The organism is Sphingobium ummariense RL-3, from assembly GCF_000447205.1.
Classification (GTDB): Bacteria; Pseudomonadota; Alphaproteobacteria; order Sphingomonadales; family Sphingomonadaceae; genus Sphingobium; species Sphingobium ummariense.
Map to the genome: position 1 here is coordinate 1 of NZ_AUWY01000039.1, position 24253 is coordinate 24253.

Here is a 24253-nt window from a genome sequence, read left to right on the forward strand (position 1 = left end):
GAGCAGAAAATCGCTCCGTTTGCGAGCAGACGCCGCTACGATTGCAAGCGCCTACAAGTAACGATCTCGAACAGCATGTCCTGCCGGTTCTGGATATGCTCACTGCCGAGACCGGGGAGACGCTCACCTTCTATGTTCGGCGCGGTGACATTCGTCTTTGCGTGTTCCGCGTCAGTTCGCCCAGCAATTTGCGTCCAGCCCGGAACGCAAAGGCCAATGGATAATTCGGCTTCGGCGCAGCTGCTCGGACTGATGGAGAACTGGACGGAGGAGCAGCCTGAACTTCCGCTCATCCCCATCCATACGGCTGGCGTCACGACCCCACATGTCGCGTCCATCTCCGTGCCCATCATCGGACAGGGCGAGGGGCGCTCAGCATCTCCGGCCAGCAGGCCCCATGGCCGTGGAACGCGGGCAGGAACTGGCGCTGACATGCCTTCGGGCTGGTCTCGATCTCTGTCGATCTCTGGGTGGCCACGCCGATGACATTTACCGGGTTCCCATCGCGCTGGCGTTGCAGCAAGGGGCGCAGCGTTCTCGCTTATAGCTGGAAGGTCGCAGCCATCACCCAAGGAGCACACGGCCCGTCCTCTCCAGGAAGCCATCCGAGAGATCCGCGCCAAAGTTCCGATCGCGCGCCTTGAAGGGCGATGCGCACGGTATCGTGCGGGCGCAGCATTATGCTCAGCCGCCGTAACTCGCGCGCTGCGACGATTTTCCTACCATGATCACCGCAGCCGCGCTCGCCATCGTCAGAAATGCGAGCGGAAGAAGCGCCAGCACATAGCTGCCGGTGGCATCGTGGATCAGCCCGTAGACGTTCACCATCAACCCGCCGCCGATCAGGTTCGACGTGGCGTTGATGGCCGCGATGCCGGCCGCGGCCGTGCTGGCGGACAGCCAGGTCGACGCCATGCTCCAGAACGGCCCCTTGAAGCAGTAGGCCCCAGCCAGCACGAATGTCAGCAGCAACACGGTAGGCGCAAGGCCTCCAACTGCAAACGTGCCGATCGTGCCGACCGCGATCAGCAGCAGCGGCAGTGCGGTGTGCCAGCGCCGCTCGCCAGTCTTGTCCGAATGGCGGCCCCAGAACACCATCGCCAGCGCGGCGACGCCATAGGGTACGGAATTGACGAAGCCGGTCTGAAGATCGGTGAGGCCGAAGGATTTGAGCAACTGCGGTTGCCACACGCCCAGCACGCTGCCTGCCGCCGATGCGCCCGAGCAGGCGATGACCATGGCCCAGAAGGCGGGCGTGCGGATCAAGCGCCAGGCTGATCCGGTCACCAGCGGCTTGTCCTTGCCCTTGACCACCAGCGCCTCATTCAGCCATGCGCGCTCGTCCGCTTCGAGCCAGTGCGCCTTGTCCGGGCGGTCGGTGAGCACCTTGAGGCACGCGAAACCGAGTAGGATGGTCGGAATGCCCTCGCATATGAACAGCCACTGCCACCCGCGCAGTCCGCCGATACCGTCCATCGCCAGCAACAGGCCCGACAGCGGCGATCCGACAAAGCTCGACACCGGGATGGCGATCGCGAACAAGGCCAGCGTGCGCCCGCGATAGGCGGGGGGCATCCAGTAGGTGAGATACAGGATGACGCCGGGAAAGAACCCCGCCTCGGCTGCACCAAGCAGGAAGCGCATGACGTAGAAGCTGTGTGCGTTCCAGACGAACGCCATGCAGGTCGACACTAGGCCCCATGTCACCATGATCCGCGCGATCCAGTAGCGCGCTCCGACCTTTTGCAGCATCAGGTTGCTGGGCACTTCCATGAGGAAGTAGGCAACGAAGAAGAGGCTGGCGCCGAAGCCGAACACTGTGCTGCTGAGGCCGAGATCGGCGTTCATCTGCAACGACGCCATGCCGACATTGGCACGGTCGATGAACGCCAGCAGATAGCAGAGCATCAGGAAGGGCAGTAGCCGCCATGTCACCTTCCGCATGGTCCGCATCTCAAGCGCGCTGGGGCTGCTCATCATCGTCTCTCCTGCAACCCGTTCACTGCGGGCGCCTTGTGTTTGATCGTGTCGAAAGTTTCAGACGCGTGCCATGGCGGCGTTGACATGATTGCGGGGATTGAGCCGGCCGCTTTCAAGATAATCGGCGATCTGCTCGACGCAGCTGATGCCGACGCGGACGCGCGCCTCCAGCGTGTTGGCGCCGACATGGGGACTGCCGACGACATTGTCGAACGCCCAGAGCGGGTGGTCGGCGCTCGTCGGCTCTTTGGAGAAGGTATCGAGGCCCGCTCCGCCGATCGTGCCGTCCTTCAGCGCATCCACCAACGCGGCCTCGTCAATCAGCTCGCCACGCGCCGTATTGATGAGGATGGCGCCGCTCTTCATCCGCTTGAGCGCAGCCGCACCGATCAGCCCGCGATTCTCCGGGGTCAGCGGGCAATGCAGGCTGACGATGTCGCTCGCTTCCAGCAGCGCGTCCACGCTGTCCACCGCCTCCGCGCCCGAGGGCAGCAGATCGGCCGAGATATAGGGGTCATAGACCCGCACGGTCATGCCGAACGGAACCAACAGGGCAAGGAACGCCCGGCCGATCGCGCCGAGGCCGATCAGACCGATGGACTTGCCAGTCAGTTCGGTGCCGGCATAGGTCGCCTTGTCCCAATGGCCCGACCGAAGTCGGCGGTCGAGATAGGCCGTGGAACGGGCCACGCTCAGCAGCAAGGCCAGCGCCTGCTCGGCGACGGACTGAGCGTTGGCACCGCCAGCCACGACGACCGGGATGTCGTGCGCTGCCGCTGCGTCGAGATCGATGCCGTCGACGCCGACGCCGTGCTTGGCGATGATGCGAAGACCGGGGATGCCACGCAACGCCTCGGCGGGAACCTTGCCCATGCGAATAATGAGCGCCTTCGCGTCGCACGCGGTGGCCTGAGCGATCAGTTCATCCGCCGATGGGTAGGGATCGCAGGACACCAGCGCGAGCCCACGCTCCTGCGCGATGGCGGTTGCCGCGGGTGAAATCTTGCCGCCAACGATCAGGGCGGTTGGGCTTCCCATTATTAGCTGTCCTCATCCTTCGCCACGATGGTCGGCAATCAAGTCATCCCTATCGCAACATCATAAAAATGCAACGACGTTTCAAAATGATGTTTTGCGTTTTCCCCGTCCCGCTAAGCGACCGTTGAATGCGCGGTCTCCAGGGTCTACTTCGCTGTCTGTTCGGATTGCTTGGGCGGCTGCCCGCTCAATACCGGGACAAAATTACCCGGCGCGGCTTTCGCCACCGCCTCGTCAATGTCGGCGCTGAGGCAGGCGCGCCATTCGCCGTCGTAGCGCACCACGCCTTCGCGACCGACCACATAGGGGTTGGGATCGCCAGCCTTACGCTTTTGCAAGGCCGCAACTCTCACCAGTCCGTCGTCGCCGACCGTGTGGTTCGACAGCACCACATCGGCCTGCATCAGATCTGTATAATCGGCGAAATGATTGAGCGAGCGGCGGAACTCCAGCAGCGATGCCACGTCGCGCGGCGACCCCTGACCGCCGAAAAGAGACGCCATGTGCGGGACGCCCTTGTCTTTTACCGGGAAGAGCAGCGACACCGTGCCCGGCGTGTGGCCGGGGGTCAGCAGTACGGTCAGCGTCTGGCCGCCTAGCGTGATGGTCTGCCCGTCCGTCAGGTAGAAGTCGTCCGCGGCCTTGACGGGCAGCGTTCCCCATTTGACCTTCGCGGTCCAGTCCGCCTCGCTCATGGCGAGCTTCGCGCCCGATAGCGCCTTCAGATAGGCCGCGCCGCCGAAATGATCGAGGTGATTGTGGGTGAGGAGGATGATGCGGATGCGCTTGGGATCGAGGCCTAGCGCCTGCATGTTCTTGACGATGACGTTCTTGGCGTCTTCTTCGGTCGTCAATGCGTCGAGCAGGATGATCCCGTCCTTCGTGTCGATCGCCCAGATATTATTCTCGGCAGTGCCGATCGAGTAGACCTTGTCGAACACCTCGACAGGCTTGGGCAGCGGGGCCTTCACCGGATTGCGCTCGCGCACCGCTTGGCAACGATAGAAAAGCGTGACGGGCCACAGCTTGCCGCCCGCCTCGGCGGCCATGTCGGCATAGGCGCGTGCACCGGGCGCGGTGTATCCGCCCATCTTGCGCATCTCCTCGACATTATGGATTTCCGGTCGGCCTCCGTTGGGATTGGCCTCCGGCGCGGCCGTCTGGGCAATGGCGGGCGTCAGCGCGGTCGAAAGCGCCATCAGGGCGGAAATGGCAGAGTGGCAACGCATGGACTTTCTCCTTGCAGGAGGGATTATCGACCTGGATGGCCTTCGATCATGGCGATGTGACTGACGCGATCCGTGATCCGCTGTGCCAGCGAACGACGCACAGGGTGGCCGGCGATCAGCTTGCGCCAGGTATTGTAGCTGATGCCGAACCGATCATTGAGGGCCTCGTCGGTCCTGCCGGTCGCCAGCCGCTTCATCTGTTCTATGACCATGGGGTCGATGAAGGCCTGGCCGACCGGGGCTTGCCGGGAATCGAGACTGTCGCTCATCACGTCGCTTTGGTTCAGAAGGTTGCAATCGGGTTGACCGGCACGCCGGTGCCGGTCTTCACCCGGATCGGCGCCACGGTCAGCAGGAAGGTGTAGCGCTTCAGCCGTGCCGCCTCCTTCGACAGCGGCCCAAGATCCGTATTGTCGATCAGCGGCATGCCCAGAGCGACCAGCGCGAAATTATGCACCGGTAGATAATCGTCGGGATTGTCGATCTTCGTGGTTTCTGGGAACGGCACGACGCTGAGCGCGGATTCGCTGCCCAGAAGCGCGATGTCCCGCTTTTTCAGCCAGGGGATGACCGACGCGTCGAGGCCGGCCGCCGACTTGGCGATGTCCCAAGCGCCCTTGTCTGCTTCCCGCTCCCAACGCCCAGTGCGGATGAAGACGGCGTCGCCTGGGCCGATCCTGACACCGGAGAATTTCTCCCACGCCTCCAGATCTTCGACATAGATGGGCGTGCCGGGCTCGAGATAGGGCACGCCCTTCAGCAAGGGCATGTCGACCAGCACGCCCCGGGTGAAGACCCCGTCGGCGAACGTGGCGATGCTGCCGCGCGACAGCCCCTTGTCCATCAGCAGATGCTCGCTCGCGGCGAAACCGTTATACATCTTGCCGTCGAACAGGTGATGGCCGAGCGCGTCGAAATGGGTGAGCGTGTAGCCATGGGCAGCGATGTTGAGCTGATCGGTCGATCCGCTCGGGCGCTTGGGCGGGCCGGACAGCATCTTCTGCTGCACGGGCGCCCGGCTCGGCGCCGCCTCGCCTTCGGGCGGCAGGAGGACAGGCACGATCTCCCGCTCGAGCGACACGACGATTCCCTGCTTCACCAATGCAGCGGCCCGTTGCCGGACGGCGGGCGTGATGAGGTTCAGCGTCCCCTTTTGATCCTCCGCGCCCCACCGGCCCCAGTTGCTCTGGCTCTTCTTCCACTGATCCATCGTCGCCTGCGTGACGCTGTGGTCGGCGGCTCCCGCGACGGTCGCAACGCTCATCATTGCCAGGGCCAATATGGTCTTCGACATAGGCTTCATGATGCGATCCCTTTTCAGAAGCTGGCGCGGACGCCGAAGCGGAACATCCGCCCGGTGGTGTCGTAGAGGAAGGGGTTGGTCACGATCACCAGATTGCCTGCCAGCGGCGCAATCCTGGGATCGGTATTCAGGATGTTGCGGACGTTGAGGTAAATCTGCCCGGTGCGGCCCAGTTGCGGCAGGTTGTAGCTGATCTGCCCGTCCATGAACGCCTGCGCGCGCACGTCACGGAAACCCAGCTGCGCCGCCGAACGCGACTTGTCGTAGGTTCCGCTGCCAATATAGCGGCCGATCAGGGTCAGATTGAAGCGATCGAGCGTGTAGTCCAGCTGCCCCTGCGCGCGCCAGTGCGGCTGGCTGTCGACGATGGAGCCGGCTACGTCCAGCGTGGTCAGGCCGGGGGCCGAGGTGGTGAAATGATTCACCCGGTTGGCGACCGCGCGAAGGTTGAGCTGGCCCTTCCACCAGTCGAACATGCTGGCCATCGGCACCCGATAGGAGGCTTCGATGTCGATGCCGCTGGTCAGGAGGCGCGAATAGTTGATCGGCGACGAGCGGAATGCCGTCAGGTTGCCGGCCGCGTCGCGGCTGCTGAGCGCGCAGAAATCGGCCGACCCAGCGAAGCACTGGTCGAGCGCGACCTGATCCGTCACCGTCGCGATCGCGCCGTCGATCTTGATCCGATAATAGTCGACCGAAAGCTGTAGCCCCTGCGCCCAGGACGGGCTGTAGACGCCGCCATAGGTCAGCGTGTTGGCGATTTCCGGTTTCAGATTGGGGTTGCCTGTCGTCAGGCTCGATATGTTCGATGCGATCACATTGTTACGGAAGGGATCGCGGACGGTCGAGACATTCTGCCTGCCCTTCGAGAACAGCTCATTGAGGTTGGGCGCGCGGATGTCGCGCGACCGGGTGATGCGCAGCCGCAGGTCCTCTATGGGCTTGTAGGTGAGGCCGCCCTTCCAGGTCGTGACCGATCCGCTGGTGCTGTAGTGCGTCCGCCGCACCGCAGCGTTGGCTTCCAGCAGGCGCAGCATCGGAATGTCGTTCGCCAGCGGCACGACCGTTTCCGCATAGAACTCCCGGATGCTATAATCGCCCGACCACGGCTGCTGGTTGCCGATCTTGTAGCCGTTGAGCAGCGACAGTGCGTCAGACCGAACCCTCGCAGTTTCGCGCCGATATTCAGCGCCAATCGCCAGCGACACCGGGCCGGCCCAGGTCGAGAAGGGCTCACCCGACAGGTTGAGCGCCGCCGCCTGCTGCGTCGTGCGGATATAGGCCGGGCTTTCGCCGTTCACATAGGTGAGCGACGCGGCGGATGGGCTGCCCACGCCGAAGGGGTTGAAGGGGACGCAGCCATTACCCGGACTGGTGAGGGTCGAGCGACATACGATGCTGCCATCGGGCGCCCGTACCGCGTCCACCGCTTGGTTAAAATTGGCGATCTTGTTGGTCGTCTTGACGATGTTGGTATTGCGGTTCTGGCCCCACTGATAATAGCCGTCGAGCTTCCAATCGCCGATCTTGCCTTCGAAGCCGCCGACGAACCGCGTGGTCTTGTTGAGATTGTCGGTGTGGGTCTTCCCATCCTCCAGGTCCCAACGGGTCATTGTGAGGCTGGTGACGCCCGACGCGATCATGCGGGCGCGGATGCTCTCGGGCAGATAGGCGTTGTCCTGGCGGATGGTGATGTAGGCGGTCTGCGCGGCGTTGCTGTTATGGACGTTCGGGCCGTTGATATAGTCCGAATGCACTTCACCATAGCTGCCCTCGCCAAACAGGGACCATTCTGGCGCGACGTCGAACGTCGCGCGGGCGTAGACGGACTTGCGCGTCAGCGGCCGGTTGATCTGCTGGATCGAGGCGTTGTCCACGCCCGAACCGCCCACCTGCGTGCCGGCCGTGGTCAGCGTGCCGAAGTCGAAGGTCTGGGGTACGCCGCCCGGGCCGAAGGTGATGCCGCGGAAGCTGGCGTTCGCGGCGGCCGTCCCGCCATTGCCGTTCAGGATGAGGCCGCCATAGCTCGTGACGAGGCGAACGTTGGGCGAGAGAATCTGGGTTGGATTTGCGACCGTCCCGTTACCGTTCGGGTTGGTGATGACCTGATAGCCGCTGCGCGCCCAGTCGCGCGCGTCGCCGCGAATGCCTTTATTCTCGAAATATTCGCCGCTGACGACCAGATGGCCCCGGCCGCCGGCAAATGCCGTGCCACCTGTCAGCGTGGCGACGAACTCGTGATTGTCGTCGTGAGAGGTGAGGCCATATTGCGCGCTGGCCTTCACGCCCTCGAAACGGCTGTTCAGGATGAAGTTGACCACGCCCGCGACCGCGTCCGATCCATAGGCGGCCGAAGCGCCGCCGGTGACGAGATCAACGCGTTCGATCAGGGCAGAAGGGATCAGGTTCGCATCGACGCTGCCGGTAATATTGGTTGAAACGAACCGCCGGCCATCGACAAGGGTTAGCGTCCTGGTCGCACCGAGGCCGCGCAGGTTGAGGAAGCTCTGGCCGCCGCCCGCACTGCCCGAATTGCGCTGCGTGCCGGACGTGTTGGTAAGCGCCGGCAAAGTCCTGAGCGCTTCCGACACGGTGGATGGCGAGGACTTCGCCAGTTCGGTGCTGCTGAGCGCCGTGACGGGCGTAGGGGAGGTGAAGCCGGGACGGGAAACGCGCGAGCCGGTGACGACGATGTCAGCGGCGTTGGCTTCGGGCGCGTCAGCCGATTGCGCTACCGTAGTTTCATTCTGGGTCGGTTCAGCCGGCGACTGTGCCAGCACAGGGCTGCAAAAGCATATGGCGACTGCCCCCATGGCGGTGGTGGCGGCCAGAATGCGTCTCACGGCGATCATCAGTTTGTCTCCTCTCCGAGCGCTCGATTTCGAGTCGCGCTACCTTCCTAAGCGATTTGGAATAAAACGCAACGACGTTTCAAAATACTATTGCAATCAAAATTTCGAGGGCTATGAGAGCGGCAACGGCGAACGCCATCGGAGGAGAGGCTGAATGAAACCCGCAATCATCGCGTCAAAAGGGGTCAAGGTTGCACTATTGTGCACCGGAGCCTTCATCGGGATCGTACCCGCGGCCTATGGCCAGACCTCACCCGAACCTACCGTCGCCACCCCCTCTGACGAGGCTGCGCAAGCAGCGGCTGACGACGCAACACCGGCGCCTGAGGCGGCATCGAACGACATCGTGGTCACTGGCTCGCGAATCGGCCGCAGTGGCTTTACGACACCAACCCCCGTTACGGTCTTGAGTGCCGATCAACTCACCAAGGCGGCGCCTTCCACGATCGCCGACTCGTTGCGCACCCTGCCGGCACTGACCGCGACCAGCGGCCCGCAGCGCGCCAGCGGCACCCAGGGCGGCGGCCAGAGCTTCCTCAACCTGCGCAACCTGGGCGCGGTGCGTACGCTGACCCTGCTCGACGGCCGGCGCTTCGTGGCCGCCAGCCAGTTCGGTACGGTGGACGTCAACCTTCTGCCCGCCGGTCTCATCCAGCGCGTTGATGTGGTTACGGGCGGCGCTTCGGCGGCCTACGGATCGGACGCTGTCGCAGGCGTGGTCAACTTCGTCCTCGACACCAAGTTCGAGGGGCTGAAAGGCGAGGTTTCCACCGGCATCGCCGATGAAGGCGACAATCAGGAACTGCGCGGCACATTGACCGGGGGCATCGCCCTCGCGGACAGCCGCCTGCGCCTGCTCGGCAGCGCCGAATATTATCGCAACAAGGGCATATTGGAGGGCGAGCGCGCCTGGGCGCGTCGCGGTTCGAACCTCATCAACGGCCCGGCCGGCGGTCCCGCGCTCATCGCGGCAGAGGATGTGCGTGCGATCGGCAGCTATGGCGGCATGATCACAACGGGTAATGGCGGCACCGCAGCGCAGAACGCTCTGTTCCGCGCACTTCAGTTCGGACCGGGCGGGACGGTGCTGCCCTACAGCTACGGCTCATACAGCACGGCGACGCAGCAGATCGGCGGCGACGGCGTCAACACCGAACTGCTTCAGGAGATCAACCGCCCGCTCGAGCGCGCCGCCTTCTTCGGCCGCGCCGAATATGACCTGACCGATCAGTGGTCTGTCTTCGGCGAAGCGTCCTACGGCTGGAGCGACACGCGCTACTCCACCTCGACCAACCGCCACCTCGCGACCAACCCGATCACCATCCGCCGCGACAATGCCTTCCTGCCGGCGCAACTGCGCACGCTGCTGGACGCCAATCCGCAGGTCACATCGCTCACCATGCTGCGCTGGTCCATCGAGGGCGGGCTGGCCGACGTGGCCGTCGATACCAAGACCGACCGTTATGTCGCCGGCTTCAAGGGTGAGATTGGCGGGCTTAAAGTCAACGGCTATTACCAGCATGGCCGTACCCGCCAGCAGACCGACGTCATCAACAATGAAATCACGCCCAACTTCACCCGCGCGGTGGACGCTGTGGTCAATCCCGCCAATGGCCAGATCGTCTGCCGCTCAACGCTGACCAACCCGAATGACGGCTGCGCACCGTTCAATCCGTTCGGCGTGGGTTCGCCCTCTGCCGCGGCGCTCGCCTATACGCGCGGGGTCAGCCGCACCGACTCGGTTTTCAAGGAAGACGTCGCGGCGATCAATCTGTCCGGCACGCTTTTCGAAGGCTGGGCCGGGCCGATCTCGTTTGCCACAGGCGGGGAATATCGCAAGGAGCAGGCGCAGCTGGCCGTCGATCCGCTGTCGCAGGCCGGCGCGTTCCTCTTTGCCAACCCGCAGCCCTGGGCCGGCAAATATGATGTGAAGGAAGGCTATATCGAAACGGTCATCCCGCTGCTCAAGGATCTGCCGTTTGCCCGCGAACTCGAATTCAACGGCGCAGTTCGCTACACCGACTATTCCACCAGCGGCGGCGTTACCACCTGGAAGGCGGGGCTGAGCTGGACCCCGGTCAGCTCGTTGCGGCTGCGTGCCACCCGCTCGCGCGACATCCGCGCGCCTAACCTCTCGGAACTTTTCACCAGCGGCCGCACCCAGTCGGCCACCGTGGTCGATCCGTTCAAGAATAATGTCCGTACGTCCGGCATCTTCATCACCACGACCGGCAACGCTGCCCTGCAACCGGAAAAGGCCGACACGCTCACGGTAGGCGCGGTCTATCAGCCGACATTCCTGCCGGGCTTCAGCATTTCGGCCGACTATTACGACATCAAGATCAACGACGCGATCGGCTCGCTTTCGGCGCAGCAGGGGGTGGACCAGTGCTTCGCCGGCAACCAGCTCGCCTGCGGCTTCATCACCCGCGATGCGGCCGGCAACATCTCGGCGTTGACCGCCTATCCGATCAACCTGTCCACGCTCGTTACCAACGGCGTCGACGTGGAGCTGAGCTATCGCGTGCCGTTCGCGGACACCACCAATTCGCTCTCGCTGCGCAGCATCATCTCCTATGTGGGCAAGCTGGCGACCACTACGCCCGGATCACCTTCGATCGACCGGGCCGGTGAAGTCGGCATCAACTCCAACCCGCACTGGCGCGTCAATGCGCAGGCCGATTTCACACGCGGCAGCTTCAACTGGTTCAACCAGCTGCGGTTCATCGGTGGCGGGCGCTACGACAACACCAAGGGGCCGCAGGCGGTGAGCCTTCAGCACATCAAGCCGCAGGCCTATTGGGACATGCGCTTCGCCTACCGGTTCGAGGATCTGGGCAAGGGCGCGGAGATGTATTTCAACGTCCAGAACGTCCTGAACCAGGAACCGCCCTATGCGCCGGGTGACGGCTCGATCGCGGTCGCGACGAACACCCAGCTCTACGACACGTTCGGCCGCGTCTACCGCGTCGGCTTCCGTTTCAAATTCTGATCGCGACTGGAGATATTATGAGCATCGGTTTCCGCGTACTGCCCATCCAACGTCGCGTGCCCGCCGATCTGGTGAAGCGCGCGGCGGAATTGCCGGTCGCCAATGTAAGCGATGCCATGAACCGCATGTTCGCAGGGGGCGCGTCGCTCCGCCCGATGCACGGCGGCGGCATTCTTGCGGGGCCCGCCATTACTGTGAAGGCGCGACCGGGCGACAATCTCATGCTGCACCGCGCACTTGACATTGCTGAGCCGGGCGACGTCATCGTGGTCGACGGAGGCGGCGACCTCACCAACGCGTTGATCGGCGAACTGATGGTCGCTTATGCGGAAAGCCGTGGCCTCGCCGGAATCGTGATCTTCGGCGCGATCCGTGACGCTTCGGCCATCCGCGCAGGCACGTTCCCGGTCTTTGCCGCCGGCATCACGCATCGTGGCCCCTACAAGGATGGCCCGGGCGAAGTGAACGTGCCGATTGCGATCGACGGCATGGTCGTCCACCCCGGCGACCTGATCCTGGGCGACGAAGATGGCCTGGTTGTAGTGGGCATCGACGAAGCGGAAGCCGTATACGCGAAGGCGGCAGCCAAGCACGCCGCCGAAACCGAGCAGATGGCCAAGATTCGCCGAGGCGAAAATCCCCGTGCGTGGGTCGCGGAAACTCTAAAGCGTCTGGGCTGCGAAGGGATTTGATAGCCTGATCCCTGCCTGTTCGCTACAGCAGTCGAAGTTTCAGAGGATTGCGATGGCGACGGACTTCAAGGATCGACCGGCACTGGAAGGCGTGGCCGCTCTCGAAAGAGGGCTGCTGCTGCTGACGAGCTTTAAACAGGGCGACGGCGTTCTGGGTCTTGCCGAGCTCGCGGAGCGTACCGGCCTCGTCAAGAGTACCATCCTGCGCCTCGCCGTGTCGCTGGAGCGCTACAATCTGCTGGTCCGGATGCCGGACGGCCAATATCAGCTGGGCAGCGAAGTCGCTCGGCTCAATTCCATTTTCCGGGAAGGCAACGACCTTGAAAAGCATGTCCAGCCCATCCTGGCGAAGCTCGCCTTTGAAACCGAGGAGACGGCGACCTTCTATGTGAGGCAGGGTGACGTGCGTCTGTGCCTGTTCCGGGTGAATTCGCCCAGCAACCTGCGGCTCGATGTCCAGCCCGGCACGCAGCGGCCGCTGGATGGTTCGGCATCGGCGCAGTTGCTGCTGTTGTTCGAGAACTGGCCGGACGTAAAGCCCGACCTGCCGCCTTTGCCGATCTATACGTCAGGCGTGACCACGCCCCATGTGGCGTCGCTCTCGGTGCCGGTGATCGGCCATGGCGATCGGCTGGTGGGAGCGCTTAGCATCGCCGGACCCGAAGTGCGCCTGGCGGGTTCGCAAAAACGCCTCGCCCTCCCGCTGCTCCAAGCAGGGCTCAACCTGTGTCGTTCGCTTGGAGGTAATGCCGAAGCGATTTACCGAGTGCCGATCGCGCTAGCGACGTAGGTTGGCGGACCAACGGCTGTTGGGATACTGGATCGTCGCCGCCTGAATGAAGTGCATCGCCGACGCTCACCTGCGCAAACCTGACTGGCGCCCAATGGCCCCGTAACGCCCCTTGTCCGGGACGACGAGTTATCCAATGCTCTCAGGCGGGGGCGCGCACCATCCGACGTGAAGAGACTGCCCTATGAACAATCCCGATCGTATCATTCGACTGAAAACAGTTCCGGCCCGCATCGGGCTTTCCCGCACGACGCTATATCGTAAGATGGGCGAAGGCACCTTCCCGCGCTAGGTCAAGATCAGCATCCATGGCGCTGGCTGGCATGAGTCCGCCGTGAATCGCTGGGTGGCCGATCCGGTCGGCTATCGCGACGATCAGACCGTGAGCCAGATGCAATGACCGCGCCTCCACCGCCTGATCTGATCTGCGTCCGCGTTAATGACGCGGCACGCATGATCGGCGTCGGCCGCACCAAGCTCTACGCGCTGATTGCGGCGGGCGAAGTCGAGACGGTGAAGCTCGGCAAGGCCACCCGCATTACCACCGCTAGCCTGCATGACCTCATCCAGCGGCAATGCGAAGGCTGACGGGTTCGGGCGCCGTGGGGCCGGCGTCCGAACTGCTCTTTGCAGGCACCTTGTCCAGAAACGAAACGTCCGGCGCCGATCCCAAACCATAGTCGCGCCGCCTGCCGTCCTTCTGCATCCGCAGCACCCATGTCCGCGCGCCGCTGTCCTTGACAAACAGGCAAAGCCCTCGTCCATCGACCTGGCGACCGGGCTTTGCGTTCTTCACTTTCAATGCTGTCAGTGCCACTGGTTCGGTTCCCTGGTCGGGAATGTTTGGGCCTATTCCCACATTTTCAGCGGGAAAATGGTCCCAAAATCGTTCCCACATTTTGCGCCAAATTCAGGCAAGCCGCAACGACAGACCACGAACATCTTACAAGACAAATCGCTGATTTTACAGTGTATTTAGGGCGCCTCGCATTGCCTGAGACAAAAGTTTTACACTCTTAGGAGTCGCCAGCTTTTCGCTCAGGCCGGTGCTGTTGCATGTCGCGTATTACCGCCACGCGGCACTCCTAAGCCCCCGGGCTCAAGGGAGTATTGCTGGTTGAACAATGAAAGCGCCGTCGCTACGACCTTCCGGCCGGATGCCCCTTGAGACGATCGAGCAGATCGATGTCCTGAGGACCTGTCTGCGGCCGGTGGGAGGCGTTCTTGCGGGAAGGTGATGAGCCAGGCGGGGGCCGCGGGATTTCCCCCGATCGCGGGAATTCCGGGTCTCGAATGGGCATTTAGGCAGGGTTTCAGTGCAAAGCATGAAATTGGTAGATCCTGATTTCAACGTTCAGTTCGATGGAAAGAAATCCCGGCTCGCTCGGCTTGTTTCATCTCCTCTGGTTCGACTGGGAACGAGGAAGGCCCGTGCCGCGGCGCGGCGGAAGGATTGGTCGCGTGCCGTCCTGCTGTATCAACGCGTTCTGCGGCTGGCGCCCGACAGGGGCCGATTGTGGGTTCAGCTGGGCCACGCCTATGGCCAGCTCGGAGATGCCGAAGCCGCCCATGTCGCCTATCTCAACGCCACACAGGCCCAGCCGGATCTGGCGGCTGGCCATCGCCATCTCGGCTATGTGAGACGGAGCACGAGCCGGCACGAGGAGGGCATGCGTTCCCTCGCGCGCGCCCTGTTCCTCGATCCGGCGGATCTTGACGTGGCGGAATTGCTCCTGGCAGAGCACGGCGCGGCGGGAATGCAAGCGAGTCTCGCGAAAGCGGCCCTTGCGCATGCGGATGAGACGCGACCCACTCGGCGGCCGATCGGCCTCCCCGCTTCATGGTTGAGGTCGCGGGCGAGGAAGGCTGCGCGCCGACAGGACTGGAAAGAGGCCGAACGGCTTTACGCTGCGCTTACGGAAATTCGCGCTACCGATCCCGATGCCTTCCTGCAACTCGGCCATGCTCTCAACGAGCAGAACAAGCAGCAGGATGCGGAACTCGCCTATCGCCGCGCGATCGCCTGCGACCCCCTGTATGCCGATCCTTGGCTTCATCTGGGTTATGTGCTGACCGCACAGGGACAGGATGCTTCCGCACGCGAGGCATTCGCCGTCGTCTTGCGGCTTGCACCGGATCGCCTTGCCGCACACCCTTTGTTGTCGAGAGCCGAAAGGGCTGGGCCGGGCGCGGCGCCACCCGTTGAGAGCGTGCCTGGACTGGTGCTTCCGCCCGGACTGGGCGAGCGCGAAACGGCTATCTGGCTGCTTCTGGCCGCAAAAGTTCAAGGCAGGCATTGATCAATGCGCATCGTGATAGATTTGCAGCCCTGTCAGAACGGCAGCCGGCATCGCGGCATCGGTCGCTATTCGCTTTCCCTGGCAAAGGCGATGGTCGGGGCTGACCGGAACCACGACTATATCATCGCGCTCAATCGGTCCTTTCCGGACTCCATCGATGTGGTGCGGCGGTCGTTCGACGGCTTGCTGCCGCCCAGCGCTTTCGTCACCTATTCCGTGCCGCCGATGGCGACCAGCGCTGATCCCCTCAATGCATGGCGCAATCGGGCTGCCGAACTGGTGCGCGCTCATTTTCTCGAAAGCCTCTCTCCCGATGTGGTTTTCATTCCCAGCCTGTTCGAGGGATTCTGGGATGACACGGTCGTGTCCGTCGAAAAGGATGCCCCTTATCTGACGGCCGTCACCTTGCACGATCTGATACCGCTGGAAGATCCGGTGCGTTATCTGGGCGGCGAACAGGACCGGGCGGCTTATTTCCGGCGCCTGAACGATGCCCGGCGGGCCGATCTGTTGCTCGCCGTCTCGCGCTACGCCGCTGACGATGCGATCGTGCGGCTCGGCCTCCCCGCAAACCAGGTCGTGGTTGCTTATGGCGGGGTAGGCGAGGAATTCCGCGCACCGCGCAAGAACGCAGCCGAAAAGGCGGCCCTTCTGGCCAAATATGGCATCGAGCGTCCCTATGTCATGGCAGCTAGCCCTTTGGAACCGCGCAAGAATCTGGAAGGTCTGATCGCCGGCTTCGCGAGCATGGCCAAGGAGCTGCATCATACATACCAGCTTGCTCTGGCTGGAAAGATGGATGCTTACGCCCGGAAATATCTGGGCGATCTGGCTGAGGCCGAGGGCCTGCCGCCCGGCGCGGTCGTGTTTCCGGGTTTCGTCGCGGACGAAGACCTGCCGGCATTATACCATCACAGCCGCGTTTTCGCCTTCCCGTCATACAGCGAAGGGTTCGGCCTGCCGCTGCTGGAGGCGATGGCTTGCGGCGCGCCCGTCGTGGGATCGTCAAAAACCAGCATTCCCGAAGTCTTGGGACGGCGGGATCTGATGTGTGATCCCGCCAATGCGGTCGAGATCGGCCAGACGATCGAGCGCATCCTGACCCAGCCCGATCTGGAGCGGGAACTGCGGGAATTCGGCCCTCGCCGTGCCGCGGAATTTTCATGGGCAAGGAGCGCGGCCACCGCCCTGGATGCGATCGAGGATCTGCATAGGCGGAAGACCTCCTTGGCGCATTCCCGCGCGAAGACTGCGACCATGGTGCAGGCAGGCAAGGGCAGTTTGGCCTTAGTCCTGGCGGCAGTGCCGCCCGAACACCGGCTGGCGGGCTTCAACAATGCGCTCGCGGCCGCCGTGGCGGATCGGTTCGATGTCACCATCATCACCGCCGGCGATGCGTCGATCAGCGATTGGCTGAAAGCGAACTGCTCCATCAGACATGTCGACTGGTTCGACGCCCATGCAGACGATTTTCACGACATCCTGTACAGCACCGATTACATGGCCGACGCCGCCTTCCGTCGTCTCATGCGCCGTCATCCCGGCAGCTTGATACTGGCGGAGCGGCTATCGAACGCTCCAGCCGGCATGCTGACCGGCCGTCGGCTTTCCGATGGCGTGGAACTGGCTGTGCTCGATGCGGCCGGGCTGGGCGGGTTGGTGCGTGCAGCGGCGGACGAATATACGCCAGCGCAGATGATCGATCTGCTCATGGAGGACATGGGAAGCCGCGCGGACGACCTGTATCTCGAAGCCGATTCCCGCATGACAAGGCATGCCGGTCGCGTCGGCATTCTGCCGATCGAAACTTCCCCTCGGGCGCGGGCAGCCTTTCTGCAAAGGATCGGTGTCGCTGATGGGCAGACCATCCTGGCGGCCATCGGGCAGGATGAAGACGCGGCGACGGCCCTGATCCAGAATTTCCGGATCGCCTTCGCCGGGCGGGATGAAAAGCCTGTGCTGGTGGTACATTGCGCCCGGCCAACATCATCCGACGCCGTCAAGGTCACCCGGCTGGTCTCCGACATCATCAAGATCGAAGGCGACCTCGACAGCATCTATTGCGGCCTGTTGTCCAGCGCCGATATGCTGGTGGTGGACGAAAGGCTCCCGGATCCGATCAGGACCAGGCTGCGCATCGACTTTCCCGATGAGCGCCTGCTCGCCGGCGGCGCTCTGGATCCCTCCTTTTTGGCGGAAATGTTTGTGGCCTTCGGTTGCCGCGGCGAGTCCGCCCGTCCCGATATCACCGGCTCGGCGAAGGTACGGGCCGTCGGTCTCGCGATAGCGGACGGCCTCGCCAGGCGGGCGCGGTCGACAGGTGACGGTCTGATCAGGCAGTTCGTCGCCGGGTTGCCGGCGGAAGTACGGGGAAGGCGCCCCGACAGCAACGATCTGGCGAAAGTCGCGGAATGTCTCGCCCGCAACGAAGCCTCGGAACGGTCACCGCAAATCTATGTCGATCTGAGCGCCTTCGCGAAACCCAATCCCACCCACCGGATCGACCGGGTCACGCGGGACTGGCTGCAGGCCCTGTTCCGCGTGGCGGGCCCGGAAATTCGCGCGGTGTATGCCGATGGCGACAATTTTGTGGTGGCGAACCAGTTCGCATCGTACCTGTGTGGCGTCTCGACGAGCTGCCTCAAGGACCGAGTGCTCAAGCCTCGGCTGGGCGATCGCATCATCGGTTCCGACCTGTTCCATTCCTTCGCCAATGGCTCGTTTGAGGCGCTTGCGCGCGCGCGCAACGATGGGGTGGCGCTGGGCTACATCGTGATGGACGACTTTGCGTTCCAACGCGAAGCGCAGATCCGTCCCTTTGCCGCGGTCCTCAGGGCGTGGATGGAGGAAGCGAGCCTATCCAACCACGCGGTGTTTACGGGACTGCCACGCAGCAAGGCGGATATCCCGTTTGGGGCTGCATCCCAAGACCGCGTGCTGGCCCTGGCCGAAGCGGATATACCTCTCACCATTCTCAGCTGCCCCGACCTTCTGGGGGATACGGCAGCAAAGCAAGGCAAGGGACGCGTTTCACCGCCCCTTTCGCAGGCGATCGCGGCTTGGCGCGCCGCAAGGCTGGCGCCGCCCGCTGCTGCCCGCATCGTCAATGCGGCGGACTTGGGGCATGTCGTCGCAGGCCATATGCTGGGCAGCTACAGCCTCGCGATCATCAACCGCATGCTCGCAAAAACGCTGGAAGCCAGCTTTCCGGGCGGTACCCGCTACATCCCGATCGAAACGGTGCCGATACGGCATACCGAAGGCGTGCCTGCAGAGGACAAGCCGCTGATGATCGAGCTGTCTGCGCGGGAGGCGCCTGACCATGGCGACGAGGTGGTCATCAGTCACCATTACCCTGTCATCGTGCCCGAAGGGTCCTATCGGCTGACCATGGGGCTGTTCTTCTGGGAAGAAAGCGCGGTCCCCGATCACACGATCCAGTTGCTCGCGAAGAATTTCGACGCGATCATCTCGCCCGCGCGGACGGTGACGAACGCCCTCTTGGATTCAGGCCTGCCCATCCCGATCGCCACGATCGGCCAGCCGGTCGACATCGACCGCTATGTCGCACTCGCAAGTGCCCGCAAGCCGCGCGGCGCGACATTACGGTTCCTGCACGTCTCCTCCTGTTTCAAGCGCAAGGGCGTCGATGTGCTGCTCGAGGCGTGGGGCAGGGCCTTCACCTCCGCCGATCCGGTCCGTCTCGTAATCAAGACGTTCCCCAACCCGCACAATGATGTGGAGGAGCAACTCGCCGGGCTGCAGGCCCGCTATCCCGACCTTGCGGAAATCGAGATCGTGAATCGGGATGTGGAGCAGGACGAGCTTTTGCAATTCTATGCCGACGCCGACGTGATGGTCCTGCCTTCGCGCGGGGAGGGGTATAATCTGCCGGCGCTGGAGGCGATGGCGTCCGGCCTTCCGCTGATCGTTACTGGGCATGGGGGGCAGCGTGATTTCTGCAGCGACCGCGAGGCCCGGCTGATCCGCTATCATTTTGCATCCTCGGAGAGCCATGTCAGCGGTCATCATTCCCTGTGGGTGGAGCCCGACGTCGACGATCTGGCCGCGGCATTGCGCGAGCAGGTCGATCCCACGAAGGCTGCGGTCATAGAGGAACGCCGCCAGCGCGCGCTGATCGCCGCGGCGCGGGAAAGCGACAAGACGGCATGGCTTCATCGCTACGCGGCGATGGTCGAAAGCCTGATCAGCGATGCCGATCATGAGAAGCCGCGAGTGGCCTGGATCAGCACCTGGGGCGTCCAGTGCGGCATCGCGCAATATTCCCACTATCTGATCGACCATTTCTCGGAGGCTGCCCAGCGCAAGCTGACCGTGATCTGCGACCATCGCACCGATCCGCGCTTCAAGTCCGTCGCGAAGTTCGTGCCCGCCTGGCCGGTCCACAATGTTCCGAAGGTCGACCAGATCCTGGATGCGGCGAACGCGGCCGATGTGGAGGCTATCGTCATCCAGCATCAGGACGGATTGCTCTCCTGGGACCAGCTTGGCCGTCTGGCCCATGACGATCGTCTGGCTGGAAAGGCGAGCATCGTCATCCTGCACAATGCTGGGAACATGGTGCGGGCCAGTTCGGAGGAAGTGGCGACCCTGCTCGAAGGGCTCGGCCGGTTCAGCAGGGTGCTGGTCCACAATATCGCCGACATGAACTTCCTGATGTCGATGGGGCTGAAGCATAATGTTGGGCTTCTGCCGCACGGGGCCTTTGCCCGCGATCAGGCGCCCTGGCCGAAGCGCTTGGGTTCACAGGATGCACCGATCATCGGATGTCATGGCTTCTTCTTCCAGCACAAGGGGATAGACAGGCTGATACGCGCGGCGGCCAAGCTGAAGAAAAAATGGCCAAATCTGAAACTGCGCCTGGTGAATGCCCGATTCCCCGGTGAAGGAAATGACGTCTATGTCCAGGAATGCAGGGCGCTGGCGAAATCGCTCGGCATCTTCGAAAGCATCGAATGGTATCAGGATTTCATGCCGATAGAGCAGATCAACGATCTGCTTGCGGGATGTGACATTATCGCGTTGCCCTATAGCGAGAGTTCCGACTCTGCCAGCGGTGCCGTTCGCGTCTCGCTCTCCAGCATGGTGCCACTCGTCGCGACGCGGGTGAAGATTTTCGCGGAACTGGGCGATGCCGCCGCTTGGGCGGACAATAATGATCCGGAGGTTCTGGCGGAGGTTATCGGATCGCTGCTGCGCAGTCCGGAAAAGCGGCGCACCGTGCAGGCGGCGATGCATGAATGGCTGAACGCCCATGACTGGACCCGTGTTGCCGGCATTCTGGAAGGCATGATCCAGGGTCTGGTGCAGGAAAAGCGGCTGCACTGGGACTATCGCCGCAACGAATTGTGACGCGACAGGCGGTGCCGGTGGCGCGTCATGCGTCTCCGGCGCTGCCCCGCCTACCGCTCCACACCCTTCGCCTTTCCCCACGCCCGCGCCGCGGTGTAGCCCAGATAGCCGGTGCCGAACAGCGCATAGAGCGGCTCTGGCAGGGCGGCGAGATAGGCCTTCATGCCGGCGATGACCGCGCCCGCCCTCTCTGGTGCCGCGCCTGCGATCAGGCCCATGGGAATGGACCAGAGCAGCAGGGCGTACATGACATAGAGGAAGGCGGGGCGCGCCCGCCGGATCCAGGGATCGCTCTCTTTTCTCTCCTCGATCATTGCACCCTCAGCCATTCTGCGCGATCCTGCTGGCGAGCCAGCCGTACAAAAACGCCTCGTTCGCCGGCCGGCTTTCCGCCAGCGCGATATAACGCTCGCCCTGCAGCGCCTCGATCGCCGCCAGCAGAACCGTTTCCCCTGCTGACCCGCGCAGCGCCAGAAAAGCGCCTAACGCCTGCAGCGTCCTAGCGCCGATCATCCGGTCGATCTTGAGGTCGGGATAGTCCTTCTGGTTGCGGTTGAGCGCGTTCAGTGCCCTTTGCAGGAAGCCGCTGGCCACGGACGTCCCCATGTTGACGCCGGTGTCGAACAGTTCGGCCGCGACGCGCGGCGCCTGCTCTGCGACGAAGGCGTAGCCCGGCTGCTCCCAGTAGAGCTTGCGGTAGATCTTCTCTGCAAAGGCGCGCGGCATCTGCCGCATGCCGCCGCCATAGCCATTCTCGCGCGCCACAGCCTGGGTGATCCCCATGTTCGTGGGACCGCCGCGATCGGCCGGGTGATCACTGTAGCCGCCCTCGCGCGCGATGACGTCGCCGATCAGCTCATGAATGTCCATTCTTCACCTCCATGGTCAAGGAAGGCGAATCATTTATCCCATATGGTTCTTTGTAGGACAGGCGGAATTGATGCTCCCGCCTTGTGAACTGACATAATTTGCGGGGCTATTGGTATGCGACCGAGATTGTGCCAAATCATATATGATATTAATCGAGCAAGAGTCGCGGTCAGCGGCTCGCCAGGAGGGATGGGTGAAAGCAATCGCCATGACGGGGGCCCGCGGGGTCACGGATGCAATTTTGTCGGCGTGCTCGCGGCTTAGCACGCGGCGCTTCGGCAGCCGCGCTGCGCTTTCGGCGGTGATGCTGGCCTGCCTGGTGCCGGTGCAGGCCGGAACCGCGCCGTTGCCGCCCGTGAAGATTCTGCTCTTTGCCGGACCCAAGCAGCATGGTGCGCCGGGCCGTCACGAATATGAGAAGGACATGCGCGAATTGGCCTGGATGCTGGAGCATTCGGGCACGTCGCGCGAAGTGAAGACCGAAGTCTTCGTCGGGCAGAAGCCGCGCGACATGGCGGCACTGGAGACCGCCGACGCCATCGTCATCGACGGCAACGGCGACTGGCTGAAGCGCGAGACCGGCGCCCTCTTCCAACAATATGCGGAGACCGACGGCCTCAACTACAATGCGGAGACGACTGCGGCGCTTAAGGATTTCGATGCGCTGCTCAAGCGCAGGAAGACCGGGCTGGTCGTCTATCATTACACCATGTTCGTCGATAACCGGGCGGGGCGCATCTACCTGAACGACTGGCTGGGCGGCGCCTGGATCCCCTATATCTCGCACAATCCGGTCGATACCTGGGCGATCAAGCCGATCCCCGGCAAGCACCCGATCCTGCGTGGCGTCAAGCCATGGACCGCGCGCGAAGAGATGTATTCGCGCTATCTCCTGACCGACAATCCGGGGCGCACGCTGTTGCTGACGGCGAAGCCGTCCAAGGTAGAGGTCAACGGCACGGGCGGTCCGGTCGCCTGGGCCTATCAGCGGCCCGACGGCGGCCGCTCGGTCGTCTGGGGCGGCAACGACTTCCACGACAATATGCATCTCTATCCGCAACAGCGCCGCTTCCTGGTGAACGGTGTCCTGTGGGCGGCCGGGGTGGATGTGCCGTCGCGCGGCGCCAACGACCAGATGCCGCCGGAATTCTGAACAGCAGGGACTTCCGGGGGGATGGCCCGCGTCGGCTTCGAAACGCACCAAATGACGGGGAGTAAATGAACCATGCGACTTGACTGGCGGCTCCGGGGCGCTGCCCTTGCCCTCGCAGCGGCTGTTCTGCCGCAGCCAGCGCTGGCCAATGACGGCTTCTTCTCGCGCGAGCAGGTGATCCGCTACACGCCGGCCTGGACCGGCGAGCGCTTCCCCGACGGCAGGCCCAAGGTGTCGGACGACATCCTGGAGCGGATGCGGGAGGTCACGCTGGAAGAGGCCTGGGCGACGTTGCGCACCGCCGGCTTCAACCATCAATATGAGGATGGCTGGCTGTCGATCTTCCCCGACAAGGTGCTGGTCGGCCGGGCCCTGACATCGCAATGGCTGCCGGGTCGGCCCGACATCCAGACCGTGCTGGAAAAGCAGGGTGTCGCCGACAAGCGGCAGGGCGCGATGAATGCCTGGCCGGTCGACATGCTGCAGAAGGGCGACGTCTATGTCAGCGACCATTTCGGGCTGAAGCAGGATGGGCCGTCAATCGGCGACAATGTCGGCAACGCCATCTATGCCCGCAGTGGCAACGGCGTCGTCTATGACGGCGCGGTCCGCGACATCAATGGCCTCAAGGAGCTGCCGAACTTCGTGTCCTTCGTCCGCTCCTACGATCCGTCGCACCATTTCGGCGCGATGGCGACCGGGGCCCGGCTCAATTCGACGATGGTCGGCATCAATGGCCCGATCCGCATCGGCAAGGCGACCGCCATGCCCGGCGACGTGGTGCTGGGCCGCGACGGCGGCGTGCTGTTCATTCCGCCGCAGCTGGCCGAGAAGGTGGTGAAGCTGTCGGAAAATACCCGGCTGCGCGACATGTTCGGCCATATGCGCCTGCGCGAGGGCAAATATACCGCCGGCCAGATCGACACCAGGTGGACCGACGCGATCGAGGCGGACTTCTTCACCTGGCTGCAGGCCAACCAGAACAACCTTCCCGTGAAGCCCGAGGCCGTCAAGCAGATCATACGCGATCATGAAGCGGGAATCCCCTATGAAGGGTGACATGAGCGACGCGCACCGAACCCAATTTTCAAGAGAGGACAAACGCATGAAATTCCGCCTTGCCACCGCCGCTGCCGTGATGACCCTGGGCCTCGCCGGCACCGCCTATGCCGCCACCCCGGCGGAAGTGGTCGCCCGCCATGTCGAGAGCATGAAGGTCGGCAAGCTGCAGCCGATCATGGACGATTATTCCGCTGACACCGTCGTCGTGACGCCCGAAGGGCTGGTCGCCGGCCAGATGCCCGCCAAGGGCCCCGGCATCTATTCGGGCCAGGCCCAGGCGCAGCGCGTCTTCGCCACCCTGACCGACAAGGATCATCATGCCGGCATCAAGGCGATGGAAACCACGATCGAGCCCGCCGGCCCCGACAGCGCGATCCTGCACTGGGTCCAGTTCAAGGGCCAGCCGCAGCAGGTGTCGGGCAAGGACGTGTTCATCGTCCGCAAGGACAAGATCGTGTTCCAGGCGATATTCGTAGACTGATATCGTACGGGCGGGGAGCGTTACGGCTCCCGGTGTGTGACATAAACAGGCCGCCGTTTCCTGCGCTGGCGGGAAGTGGCGGCTTTCTTTTGTGGCGGGCGCTGGAGCGGTGGGTGCCCTGCCGCAGAAGGGGAGATC

18 protein-coding genes and 2 pseudogenes are annotated in these 24253 nt (G+C 63.3%); 11 read left to right on the forward strand and 9 right to left on the reverse strand.

Features of this window, described 5'->3' with window-relative positions:
- A pseudogene (locus tag M529_RS50200) lies at positions 1-224 on the forward strand (hypothetical protein); the annotation flags it as partial.
- 460 nt (positions 225-684) lie between these two features.
- Here the strand turns inward: M529_RS50200 and M529_RS28935 are convergent.
- The 6 genes from M529_RS28935 to M529_RS28960 form a co-directional block, all read right to left on the reverse strand.
- Positions 685-1980: an MFS transporter gene (locus tag M529_RS28935; RefSeq protein ID WP_021316731.1), complete on the reverse strand. Its 1296-nt coding sequence runs from the start codon at positions 1978-1980 to the stop codon at positions 685-687.
- Between the two features lie 57 nt (positions 1981-2037).
- Entirely contained in the window at positions 2038-3018 is a 981-nt protein-coding gene (locus M529_RS28940) for a hydroxyacid dehydrogenase (RefSeq protein WP_021316732.1), read from the reverse strand.
- Positions 3019-3164: 146 nt separating this feature from the next.
- Complete coding sequence (locus M529_RS28945; protein ID WP_021316733.1) at positions 3165-4247, reverse strand: MBL fold metallo-hydrolase; 1083 nt, start codon at positions 4245-4247, stop codon at positions 3165-3167.
- Positions 4248-4270: 23 nt separating this feature from the next.
- Positions 4271-4516, reverse strand: coding sequence for a hypothetical protein (locus M529_RS28950; protein WP_021316734.1), 246 nt, complete (start codon positions 4514-4516; stop codon positions 4271-4273).
- 14 nt (positions 4517-4530) lie between these two features.
- Positions 4531-5550 (reverse strand): cyclase family protein, encoded by a 1020-nt coding sequence (locus M529_RS28955; protein WP_021316735.1) that lies wholly within the window; start codon positions 5548-5550, stop codon positions 4531-4533.
- A gap of 14 nt (positions 5551-5564) precedes the next feature.
- Positions 5565-8402, reverse strand: a complete 2838-nt coding sequence (locus tag M529_RS28960) for a TonB-dependent receptor domain-containing protein (RefSeq protein ID WP_021316736.1) — start codon at positions 8400-8402, stop codon at positions 5565-5567.
- Positions 8403-8556: 154 nt separating this feature from the next.
- Between M529_RS28960 and M529_RS28965 the strand changes: the two genes are divergently transcribed.
- The 5 genes and pseudogenes from M529_RS28965 to M529_RS0124205 all read left to right on the forward strand — a co-directional run bounded on the left by M529_RS28965 (position 8557) and on the right by M529_RS0124205 (position 13464).
- The gene (locus tag M529_RS28965) at positions 8557-11394 is read left to right on the forward strand and encodes a TonB-dependent receptor domain-containing protein (protein ID WP_031294395.1); all 2838 of its coding nucleotides are present in this window, start codon (positions 8557-8559) and stop codon (positions 11392-11394) included.
- 17 nt (positions 11395-11411) lie between these two features.
- On the forward strand, positions 11412-12086 hold the full coding sequence (locus M529_RS28970) for an RraA family protein (protein ID WP_021316738.1): 675 nt from the start codon (positions 11412-11414) through the stop codon (positions 12084-12086).
- A 52-nt stretch (positions 12087-12138) separates the two neighbouring features.
- Positions 12139-12876, forward strand: coding sequence for an IclR family transcriptional regulator (locus tag M529_RS28975; protein WP_021316739.1), 738 nt, complete (start codon positions 12139-12141; stop codon positions 12874-12876).
- 184 nt (positions 12877-13060) lie between these two features.
- A pseudogene (locus M529_RS28980) lies at positions 13061-13276 on the forward strand (helix-turn-helix transcriptional regulator).
- Positions 13273-13464, forward strand: coding sequence for a helix-turn-helix domain-containing protein (locus M529_RS0124205; protein ID WP_031294397.1), 192 nt, complete (start codon positions 13273-13275; stop codon positions 13462-13464). The pseudogene M529_RS28980 and the gene M529_RS0124205 overlap by 4 nt, the downstream one beginning before the upstream one ends.
- Here M529_RS0124205 and M529_RS48175 read toward each other — a convergent pair.
- Positions 13439-13693 carry an Arm DNA-binding domain-containing protein gene (locus M529_RS48175; protein ID WP_236617643.1) on the reverse strand — a complete coding sequence of 85 codons (255 nt, stop codon included), beginning with the start codon at positions 13691-13693 and terminating at the stop codon, positions 13439-13441. The two genes, M529_RS0124205 and M529_RS48175, sit on opposite strands and share 26 nt — an antisense overlap.
- Before the next feature lie 508 nt (positions 13694-14201).
- On the opposite strand from M529_RS48175, the gene M529_RS28985 reads away from it, so the two are divergent.
- Both M529_RS28985 and M529_RS28990 read left to right on the forward strand, forming a co-directional pair.
- Positions 14202-15176: a tetratricopeptide repeat protein gene (locus M529_RS28985; RefSeq protein WP_084490831.1), complete on the forward strand. Its 975-nt coding sequence runs from the start codon at positions 14202-14204 to the stop codon at positions 15174-15176.
- 3 nt (positions 15177-15179) lie between these two features.
- Positions 15180-20549: a glycosyltransferase gene (locus M529_RS28990; RefSeq protein WP_021316743.1), complete on the forward strand. Its 5370-nt coding sequence runs from the start codon at positions 15180-15182 to the stop codon at positions 20547-20549.
- Positions 20550-20599: 50 nt separating this feature from the next.
- Here M529_RS28990 and M529_RS28995 read toward each other — a convergent pair whose 3' ends face one another.
- Entirely contained in the window at positions 20600-20878 is a 279-nt protein-coding gene (locus M529_RS28995; RefSeq protein ID WP_236617644.1) for a 3TM-type holin, read from the reverse strand.
- Positions 20871-21419, reverse strand: coding sequence for a glycoside hydrolase family 108 protein (locus M529_RS29000; RefSeq protein WP_021316745.1), 549 nt, complete (start codon positions 21417-21419; stop codon positions 20871-20873). Before M529_RS29000 ends, M529_RS28995 begins: the two co-directional genes overlap by 8 nt.
- Positions 21420-21660: 241 nt before the next feature.
- Between M529_RS29000 and M529_RS29005 the strand changes: the two genes are divergently transcribed.
- The 3 genes from M529_RS29005 (at position 21661) to M529_RS29015 (ending at position 24115) form a co-directional block, all read left to right on the forward strand.
- Positions 21661-22572, forward strand: coding sequence for a ThuA domain-containing protein (locus tag M529_RS29005; protein ID WP_236617645.1), 912 nt, complete (start codon positions 21661-21663; stop codon positions 22570-22572).
- A 72-nt stretch (positions 22573-22644) separates the two neighbouring features.
- Positions 22645-23631 (forward strand): RraA family protein, encoded by a 987-nt coding sequence (locus M529_RS29010; protein WP_021316747.1) that lies wholly within the window; start codon positions 22645-22647, stop codon positions 23629-23631.
- A 46-nt stretch (positions 23632-23677) separates the two neighbouring features.
- Positions 23678-24115, forward strand: coding sequence for a nuclear transport factor 2-like protein (locus M529_RS29015; RefSeq protein WP_021316748.1), 438 nt, complete (start codon positions 23678-23680; stop codon positions 24113-24115).
- The last annotated feature ends 138 nt before the right edge of the window (positions 24116-24253 follow it).

Excerpts from the sequence above, each read along its gene's own strand:
- M529_RS29010 (WP_021316747.1), top strand. The coding sequence starts at position 22,645 with ATGCGACTTGACTGGCGGCTCCGGGGCGCTGCCCTTGCCCTCGCAGCG.
- M529_RS28950 (WP_021316734.1), bottom strand. The coding sequence starts at position 4,516 with ATGAGCGACAGTCTCGATTCCCGGCAAGCCCCGGTCGGCCAGGCCTTC.
- M529_RS28970 (WP_021316738.1), top strand. The coding sequence starts at position 11,412 with ATGAGCATCGGTTTCCGCGTACTGCCCATCCAACGTCGCGTGCCCGCC.
- M529_RS28960 (WP_021316736.1), bottom strand. The coding sequence starts at position 8,402 with ATGATCGCCGTGAGACGCATTCTGGCCGCCACCACCGCCATGGGGGCA.
- M529_RS28965 (WP_031294395.1), top strand. The coding sequence starts at position 8,557 with ATGAAACCCGCAATCATCGCGTCAAAAGGGGTCAAGGTTGCACTATTG.
- M529_RS29000 (WP_021316745.1), bottom strand. The coding sequence starts at position 21,419 with ATGGACATTCATGAGCTGATCGGCGACGTCATCGCGCGCGAGGGCGGC.
- M529_RS28940 (WP_021316732.1), bottom strand. The coding sequence starts at position 3,018 with ATGGGAAGCCCAACCGCCCTGATCGTTGGCGGCAAGATTTCACCCGCG.
- M529_RS28935 (WP_021316731.1), bottom strand. The coding sequence starts at position 1,980 with ATGATGAGCAGCCCCAGCGCGCTTGAGATGCGGACCATGCGGAAGGTG.
- M529_RS29015 (WP_021316748.1), top strand. The coding sequence starts at position 23,678 with ATGAAATTCCGCCTTGCCACCGCCGCTGCCGTGATGACCCTGGGCCTC.
- M529_RS28945 (WP_021316733.1), bottom strand. The coding sequence starts at position 4,247 with ATGCGTTGCCACTCTGCCATTTCCGCCCTGATGGCGCTTTCGACCGCG.
- M529_RS28975 (WP_021316739.1), top strand. The coding sequence starts at position 12,139 with ATGGCGACGGACTTCAAGGATCGACCGGCACTGGAAGGCGTGGCCGCT.
- M529_RS28995 (WP_236617644.1), bottom strand. The coding sequence starts at position 20,878 with ATGGCTGAGGGTGCAATGATCGAGGAGAGAAAAGAGAGCGATCCCTGG.
- M529_RS28955 (WP_021316735.1), bottom strand. The coding sequence starts at position 5,550 with ATGAAGCCTATGTCGAAGACCATATTGGCCCTGGCAATGATGAGCGTT.
- M529_RS0124205 (WP_031294397.1), top strand. The coding sequence starts at position 13,273 with ATGACCGCGCCTCCACCGCCTGATCTGATCTGCGTCCGCGTTAATGAC.
- M529_RS28990 (WP_021316743.1), top strand. The coding sequence starts at position 15,180 with ATGCGCATCGTGATAGATTTGCAGCCCTGTCAGAACGGCAGCCGGCAT.
- M529_RS28985 (WP_084490831.1), top strand. The coding sequence starts at position 14,202 with ATGAAATTGGTAGATCCTGATTTCAACGTTCAGTTCGATGGAAAGAAA.